Source organism: Paenibacillus sp. AR247 (assembly GCF_002968895.1).
In the GTDB taxonomy this organism is placed as follows: Bacteria; Bacillota; Bacilli; order Paenibacillales; family Paenibacillaceae; genus Paenibacillus_AQ; species Paenibacillus_AQ favisporus.
Map to the genome: position 1 here is coordinate 36,675 of NZ_PCZT01000004.1, position 7,741 is coordinate 44,415.

The window sequence follows — 7,741 nt, forward strand, 5'->3', positions numbered from 1 at the left end:
CTGACCCGTGCAGCGCTTGAACCATTTGCTGAAGTATTTGCTGTCGCCAAGCCCCGTCCGCTCGGCGATATCCTGCATCGTCAGGTCCGTATCCCGCAGCAGTCCCTGGGCCAGCCGGAGCTTCCGCTTGTATTGGAACGCGATAAAGCTGTCGCCGACCGTCTTTTTGAACAGGATGGAAAAATGGCTGCGGCTGAGCCCGACCTCTTCCGCCAGCTCGCTCGCCGACCAGTCGGAACCGGGCTGCTCATGAAGCAGGCGTACCGCCTTTTGAATCGGCTCGGGCCAATCTCCGCCGGATACGCCGTACGCCCGTTCCAGCTCGGCCTCTTTATGCAGGGAGCGGAACGCTTCCGCGATGCCGCTGCTGGTGCCCAAGGGGCCCTTGGCGGACCATTTCAGCAGGCTATGGCTGCCCTTGGCTTCGATCAGCAGGCTGTTTGCCGCCTCCTTCATCCCTTCCGGCACGATCCAATAGCAGGCGTCACCGCCATAGGGGATGACCGCTTCATTTTCCGAGCTGTGTACGAGCTGCTTCGCTTTCAGCCATTCGGCCCACGGCATGCCGCAGCCCTCCGTCCGGACAAGGTACACATGCACGTCCTGGCCGCCAAAACGCCATGCCTCCGCGCGAAGCCGCTCCAGCTCGGCGGGAAATCTTCCGCTGCTGCCGCTGAGCCAGCCGAACAGGAGCGCCTCCAGCTTCTCCCCGTCCAGCGGTGCCGGGGACGGACGCCGCTGTAGCTCCCGCCGCAGCTTCTCCAGCAGCCCTTCCAGCTCTTCGTCCTCAAACGCGGTTTTCAGAAGGTATCCCGAAGCCCCCAGCTGGATGCCCTGCTGCGCGTATTCAAAATCCCGGTGGCAGCTGAGCAGGATGATCTTCGTCCGTTCCTCGGCCTCCTTGACCCTGCGCAGCAGCTCGATGCCGTCCATCTCCGGCATCACGATATCGGTAATGACGATGTCCGGGCGGTGCTCCTTGAAGGCTTCCCACGCCTTCGCCCCGTTGGGCGCGTCGGCCACGACCTCCATACCGAACCGCTCCCAGGGCACCGTCGATCTCAGACCTTTGCGAACGATGCTCTCGTCATCGGCAATCAGCACTTTCAGGTTGTTTGCGTTCTCCATCCGGATGCTCCTCCTTTTTGGGCCAGCGAATCAGTATCGATGTTCCCTCTCCTTTGATTGAACGTACCGTAAGTCCGTACCGCGGGCCGAAATGCAGCTTGAATTTCTGGTCCGCGTTTCTTACGCCGAGACCGCCGCGGCCGCGGGGCTCAGGATTCGGAGCCAGCAGCTGGGCAAGCTTCTCCTCGCTGATGCCGGCCCCGTTGTCTTTGAGTTCCAGCAGCAGTTCCTCCCCCTGCTCCCGGACGCGCAGCTCGATGACCCCGGCCCCATCGGTAAAACCGTGGAAAAAGATGTTCTCAAACAGCGGCTGCAGCGTCATCCGCGGGATGACAAACCTTTTCAGATCTTCCTCGCAGTCCAGCTTATACTGGAATACGGCTCCGTAGCGGATCTCCTGGATTTTCAAAAAATGCCCGATCATCCGCAGCTCCCGCTCCAGCGTGACGAGCTCCTGCGATATATCGAGGTTGCCTTCCAGCACCATCGTCAGGTGATACAGCATTCGGCGGATTTCCTCCGCCCCTTCCAGCCTGGCCTTCCACTGGATCGAGTTCAGCGTATTGAAGAGCAGATGCGGATTGATCTGATAATGAAACGCCTTCAGCTCCGCCTCCTTCTTGAGGCGCTCGCTTCGCTCCACTTCCTGGACGAGCGACTGCACGCCGCTGACCATCCGGTTGAAGCTGATATCCAGGCTCCCGAGTTCGTCCCGTCCTTCGACCGGAACCCGTGTGTCCAGTTTGCCGAAGCTGACCTTTTGCATCGATTCCTTCAGGGAACGGATGCGCCCCGTAAACCGGGACGTAAACAGATAGGCCAGCCCGAAAGCAAGCAGGCAGGACCAAACCGCCACGATGACCGTGTTCGACCGGATGACTCCCGATGACTGGTAAAACGCCTTGGCAGGCAGCCTTGCCTCGATCTTCCAATGGTTGACGGACAGCGTCTTGTCCCAGATGATATCGTTATCTCTCGGCGTAAAGGATTCCGTGCTTTCGTAAACGGTCCGGCCGTCCGGCGCCTGAATCGAAAGATGCGCCTTCGTGTCCTCCTCGAACTGACGGAACATACGCAGCAGCTCCCGGGCGTCCTCCTCAATCAGGATCGTACTGCCGTCCTGGGCGCCGCCCGGGTTCCGGATCGGCACGGCCAGTCCGAGGACTGCCGGGCCGGCTTGCTCCGAGGCGGATATCGCATGGTTCTGCATGTAGAAGCCCAGCCAATAAGGGCCGCTATTCGAGACGGGCATGCTCTTCCAGGCCGGAATACCGGCGAGCTTGCCGACGTCGAGGTTATTTTCGCCGTAGTAATAGCCGGAAGGCGTAATAATATAAATCCCGGCCGTCTGGTCGTTAGCCAGCGACCTCAGGACGGATTCGAAGTCGTTCTTCTCCATAATTTCGCCGTAGGTGACCGGCGGATCGCTCCCGAGGTCCGCATGTGCGGGATCCAGCAAATACGAGTAGATCGTCTGGCTCATCTGCTTCATGCGGACCAGCATGGAGTCCGACTGCTGCTGCAGCTGGGCCACCGCGTTCTCGCCGTAACGGCCGAACTGGGAATTGACCGTCCTGGCGGACTGGTAGTAAGAAAGCGCCCCAAGCGAGAGCAGCGGGATCAGCGTCACAATCAGAAAGCATACGAGCAGTTTGGTCCGGATGCTGCGGTAAGCTCCTGCCGGAAGCCAGCGCCGCAGCGGTCCGTGCCGGCGGATATTCATGGCGGATCCCCTCCTCTTCACGGTAGTCGTCTATCTGCATTCTAGCATGGACGGACAGGGGACGGAGCCCTTTCACCGCGCAATTGTTACCGCTTACAAGAAATCCGTGGTCAAGCGCCTTGTTTGCGGAAGCCGGCACCTTTCAGAAACGGGAAAAGCACTTCCCCGGAGGACTTTTCCAAAAAGTCCCTTCCGAAGAAGTGCATGATTCCGCTATAGTTCCCCGTATTCATGTCCAAGGATCAAAAATACGCTCGATGTCCAGGTAAAAGCCCTGTCCCGCAGCCCTTCCCCCGTCAGCGCGTCGAAGTTCTCCGCCATGCCGCTCTTGTTCAGCATGCGGCAGAACCGCTGCGCCACCTCTCTGGCGAGCTCCGTATCGCCCGCCGCGGCGGCGCCTTCCACGAGCAGCATGGTCGACGGCGCCCAGATCGGCCCGCGCCAGTAGCCGTCGGGCTGGTAATACGGGCTGCGGACGCTTTCGGTCGCCCAGCCGTTGCCGGTGAGGAAACGGCCCTCCTCCCGCAGCCCCTGCAGCAGCGCGGTCCGTATCTCTTCCGGCAGCCGGTTACCGAGCAGGATCGGCACGAACAGCAGCAGGCTGTCGCCTTGCGAACGCTCATGCGTCCCTGACCGGCATGCCGTGAAGCGGCCGTCCTTCCAGAAATGGCTTAGCATGGCGTCCAGCGTATCCCCGGCAAGCCGGCGCCACCGCGCCGCTTCCTCCGTCTTCCCCAACAGCCCGGCAATCTCGGCCAGAAGCTCCGCCTGCAAAATCAGAAACGCCGACAGATCCGGGCTTTCCACCGGAATGCCGTTATTGAACGCCGTGCTGTTGTCCCAGCCGGAATCGTTGCCGTGATTGTACTGGGGAATGCCGTCGCCGTCGCCGTCCCGGTACCGGAACCACCAATCCGTCCATTTGGACAGCGGCCCGTATACTTCCCGAAGCTGCGCTTCGCCGATCCAATCGGTCTGGCGCATAATCCAGCCAAGCGTCCAGCCGTGGATCGGCGGCTTGTTGCAGTTCCACAGCTCGTACTTGTCGTTGATAAAATCGGGAAGCAGCCCGCTCTCATCCTGCCGGTCGAAAAAGATCATGAACTGGTCCCACGCCAGCTTCGGATCGTGGCGCACCAGCGCCATGGCGTTAAAGCAGTGGTCCCAGCTCCATATATTCGTCATCCAGTTCTTCGACATGTACATCGCTGGGCGCGTCAGGCAGCCTTCGGCCGGAACGAGGCACGACCACGTAATGTAAGCCGCCAGCTCCCGCCCTTCCTGCCAGCGCGCCGGCACCGTAAGGCTGTGATCCAGCCAGGCCGCAAATTCGGCCTCGGCTTCCTTCACCGCCGCCTCAAAGGGCTCCCAGGCCGGCCGCGGCTTCCACACGGTGCGAAACTCTTCAATAGCGAATTCGGCCGTACCCGCGGCACCGTCGGGCCTGAACTCAGCCACGATGCGCGAGCTCTTGATCTTGTCCCATATCACTTCCATCTTCATGCAGCCAGCGAGACGGGTCAGCATAAACCGGCATTCGTGCGTAAAGCTGTTCACTTCCCAGCTGCCGGGCACCGCCTCGTAGGCATAATCGTAAGCCGCCGGCTGAAACGTCAGCCGGATGCCGCAGCCTCTGGTCTGGAAGCGCGCGGTGCGGCTGTCCGAAATGCACAGCTCTGCATAACTACCGCTGTCGAGGGCTGCTAGCTTCACGTAGGCGGGATTGGCTTCGGCCTTGAACGGCAAAAGCTCACCGGCGTCATCCAGCAGCTCGATGCGGAACGCTTCCCCGAACTTGTCGTCCCCGCCCCGGACGGTGCGCAGGTACAGCCCGGCCGGTCTATTTTTACCCTCAGGCAGCAGCGATACCGCCAAAAACGTCTCTCTGCGGCTGAAGGGTACTACGTTCAGGTCAAAGTTCATGGCTGTTCTCCTTTTATCCAGGAATATAACGCTTTCATTGTAAACTGCGGCGCCTGGAAGGGAAACGGCCAGGTGTTTCCATGTACCTGCACATTTGTTGGGGACGGCTTTATTTTCCGGGCAATCGTGTCTTTTTGTCAGGTGGGAGGGGTACATTTGTTAGATTTGGCAATTTGCCTCCCTTACACGCCCCATTCCTTGCGGGCATCGGCGACCGGCTTGGGCGTCGTTTTGCCCCATGCATAATGCCCTTTCGGCTTGCGGCCCACCCATCTCTCATCGACCGGCTCCGATGCGAGCTGATAGCGGGTATCTGAGCTGATCCGGTAGCGGTCCGTCATGTTGTTAAGCGAAGTATGCATCATGTACATGCCGAAAATAATGGCATCGCCCGCTTCGAAAGACGTTGTGGCCCATCGTCCACCAAACGTATCGACGATCTCCACCGGGTCTTCGGAAAACCAGCCTGTCGCGACATTATCCCGGTCCACATCCATTTCGCCGTACGTTTGCCTAATTTTACTGAAATGCTGGGAGCCCAGGCACATGGCCAACGTTCCGAGCTCAAGCGGCGTGTCTCCGAAAGGGGTCCACATCGTATATACGTTTTTGGTGCCCCTTCCCATATACACGACGTCGTAATGCGCGCCGGTATTCCCGCCATGGGCTACGGCCCGCGGCCATTTATAGTCGTATGTCATCGATTTGCCGCCAAACAGACGGTCAAAAAAAATCCAGGACCGAAGGATGGTTCACCACATCCAAAAATCGGGGGAAGTCCGCCTGCAGCTCTTCCGCGCCGCCGCCCCACATCATGCTGCGGTTGTCTTGGGAAATGCGCCCTTCGTCCAGCGGAGCCCCCGGCTCCAATCTGCCCATGGCCTGGAGTTTGCGTAAAAACTCCTCCCTTGCGGACAGCACCCGCTCGCGCTCGTGAAATCCGCGGATCAGCAGGTATCCCTCCTCCGCCAGACGCAATCTCAGCGCATCCGTGTCCTCCAAAATATCGTTGCTGCTTCTCAGCTCGGTCAAATACCGGCTTCCCATCGCTAGCTCCCTCGTTCCGATCGTCACGTTCATGCCGCTCTCTCCTTTCAAGGTATCACCGCGTTCCTGCCGGAAGCGGAAGATTCCTCCTCATCATAGCCCCTGCTTCAGGAGAAAGTCGTTAATCGAAACCCGCCACAATTTACGCAAAACCGGACTGGATGCCTCAATGATGGTCGCGGCGCTGCCTCGTTCTCCACTCCGACGGTGGACAGCCTTCGGCCTTTTTGAACCACAGCGAAAACGAGTGCAGCTGCGCAAAGCCGATCTGCTCGGCTATGGCCTGCATATCCTTGTCCGTCGAGCTGAGCAGCCACTTGGCTTCTTCCAGGCGGCACATTTGCTGATACTGCTTGGGCGTCATGCCGTAGGCTTTGAAGAACCGTTTGCGGAAGCCTTCCTCCGACAGGCCGGCCATCTCCGCGAGGCTGCCGATGACGATAGGTTCTTGAAGATGCCGGCGAATATAATCGCCTGTATGCGATACCGTGAACGACTGCTGGTCCGGGTGGGAATGCTCGTTTAAAAACAGCAGCAGAATTTCGATCCAGGCCAAATCATTTCGGACAGGCTCTTTCAGCGTAGACGAACGGCTCCTCAGCCATTCCCGGAACAGCCGCTCGTAGCGGTCCTGGTCGAGGCGGGATAAGGCAATAATGCGCGGTTTGCCAAGGACAATCAGCCGTTCGAACAGCTCACGTACATGTGTCGGCAGCAGTCCGTCAACGAGCACAACCCCGAACCGGATCGGGGTCATCGCATGGAAAGAATGAGCGGATAAGGACGGGATCAGCGCGACATGCCCTGCTTCGATTCGCCTTTCTTCCTGTTCATGAACAAAGCGACCGCTTCCTTCCAACACGACGGTGATTTCCAAATCGGGATGGCTCCACTGCCGCTCGTCCTCCCAGTCCTTGTCGTGGGTTCCGATAAAACCTCTAATTTCAGGCAAAATCGCTTCATCCTCCTTGTCCGCCAGCTTGGGCCAAGCCAAGCGCTTGATGATGTTATGTTCACTATACATCAATCGCGGAGAGGAGCTACAGTCCCAAGCTTTATTGCTTGTCCATATTTTTTCATATCTCGGATTTCAGTACATGGTATAATCAGGAAAACTTATGTTTTAATGGTATATTGACAATAAGGGAGGAACTGGATCATGGGATGGTCGGAACTGCGGGCGGTGCCCAATGATTACGATGAGGAAATCCATGCGGTCGATACGCAGCTGATTGAGCTGCTCAACCACCGGAAAGCCCTGACGAAAGGACGCCGGTGTTTTCCGCCTAAGGAAGTGATGAAGGAGTTTGAAGAGATTTTCGGCTTGAAGCCTCCCTATTTGAACTGGCTGTTTCATTCGATTAACGGAGGGTTTCATCGCCCACGCTCCGACGGTCCCGGCGAGCTGCAGGGCATCCTGCAGATTATGAAAACGACCGTACAGGAAGGCTACCAATACAGGATCACCCATGCGATGCAGCATGAGCATGGCAGTATTGTACATATCGAAATCAAACAGCTGGAGAATGTGGATGAATTCACTGATTTCCGCCCTCTTCTTCAGCTCGATGTTACTAGCCAAGATAAGGAATACAGTGTAGGGCGCAACGGATCCCGCGGTGGTGGAGGGATCAGCTCTATGTCCTTTCTCGTCGAACCGCGCCTGCCGGAGCAGCTGGACACTGTGGACTTTGCGCTGATCCCGTTCGAAGAGCCTATGGATTTTAGCCGGAAGGAGATCTTTCTGGATCAGGAGGTTCAATTCGAGTAAGTCCCCGTGGATGAGTAAAAACAGAAAGAGTCAGATCCAGATCCTTATGTACACCAAAGCAAAGAAGCAGGTAAGATGCCTGCTTCTTTGTCATGATCTGAACCTATGGCCGGTAGTACGGCGTCTGCTCATCCTGCAAGATTCCACAT

Annotated in this window: 7 protein-coding genes; 1 reads left to right on the forward strand and 6 read right to left on the reverse strand. The window is 58.0% G+C overall.

Going from position 1 to position 7,741, the window contains the following annotated elements:
- From CPT76_RS03430 to CPT76_RS03450, 6 genes are all read right to left on the reverse strand, one after another.
- Positions 1-1,128: response regulator transcription factor (locus CPT76_RS03430; RefSeq protein ID WP_105441932.1), on the reverse strand; the 1,128-nt coding region annotated here is incomplete at its 3' end.
- Positions 1,088-2,851, reverse strand: coding sequence for a cache domain-containing sensor histidine kinase (locus CPT76_RS03435; RefSeq protein ID WP_105441933.1), 1,764 nt, complete (start codon positions 2,849-2,851; stop codon positions 1,088-1,090). The genes CPT76_RS03435 and CPT76_RS03430, both read right to left, overlap by 41 nt.
- A gap of 213 nt (positions 2,852-3,064) precedes the next feature.
- The gene (locus tag CPT76_RS03440) at positions 3,065-4,774 is read right to left on the reverse strand and encodes an amylo-alpha-1,6-glucosidase (protein WP_105441934.1); all 1,710 of its coding nucleotides are present in this window, start codon (positions 4,772-4,774) and stop codon (positions 3,065-3,067) included.
- A gap of 182 nt (positions 4,775-4,956) precedes the next feature.
- Positions 4,957-5,475 (reverse strand): phytanoyl-CoA dioxygenase family protein, encoded by a 519-nt coding sequence (locus CPT76_RS38815; protein WP_258168044.1) that lies wholly within the window; start codon positions 5,473-5,475, stop codon positions 4,957-4,959.
- Between the two features lie 22 nt (positions 5,476-5,497).
- A complete protein-coding gene (locus tag CPT76_RS38820) occupies positions 5,498-5,854 on the reverse strand; it encodes a hypothetical protein (protein WP_258168045.1) in 357 nt (118 codons plus the stop codon).
- Between the two features lie 133 nt (positions 5,855-5,987).
- Positions 5,988-6,773 carry an AraC family transcriptional regulator gene (locus CPT76_RS03450; RefSeq protein ID WP_258168046.1) on the reverse strand — a complete coding sequence of 262 codons (786 nt, stop codon included), beginning with the start codon at positions 6,771-6,773 and terminating at the stop codon, positions 5,988-5,990.
- Between the two features lie 207 nt (positions 6,774-6,980).
- Here CPT76_RS03450 and CPT76_RS03455 point away from each other — a divergent pair, with 207 nt between their 5' ends.
- Positions 6,981-7,592, forward strand: coding sequence for a hypothetical protein (locus CPT76_RS03455; protein WP_105441936.1), 612 nt, complete (start codon positions 6,981-6,983; stop codon positions 7,590-7,592).
- The last annotated feature ends 149 nt before the right edge of the window (positions 7,593-7,741 follow it).

Excerpts from the sequence above, each read along its gene's own strand:
- CPT76_RS03435 (WP_105441933.1), bottom strand. The coding sequence starts at position 2,851 with ATGAATATCCGCCGGCACGGACCGCTGCGGCGCTGGCTTCCGGCAGGA.
- CPT76_RS03440 (WP_105441934.1), bottom strand. The coding sequence starts at position 4,774 with ATGAACTTTGACCTGAACGTAGTACCCTTCAGCCGCAGAGAGACGTTT.
- CPT76_RS38815 (WP_258168044.1), bottom strand. The coding sequence starts at position 5,475 with ATGACATACGACTATAAATGGCCGCGGGCCGTAGCCCATGGCGGGAAT.
- CPT76_RS38820 (WP_258168045.1), bottom strand. The coding sequence starts at position 5,854 with ATGAACGTGACGATCGGAACGAGGGAGCTAGCGATGGGAAGCCGGTAT.
- CPT76_RS03455 (WP_105441936.1), top strand. The coding sequence starts at position 6,981 with ATGGGATGGTCGGAACTGCGGGCGGTGCCCAATGATTACGATGAGGAA.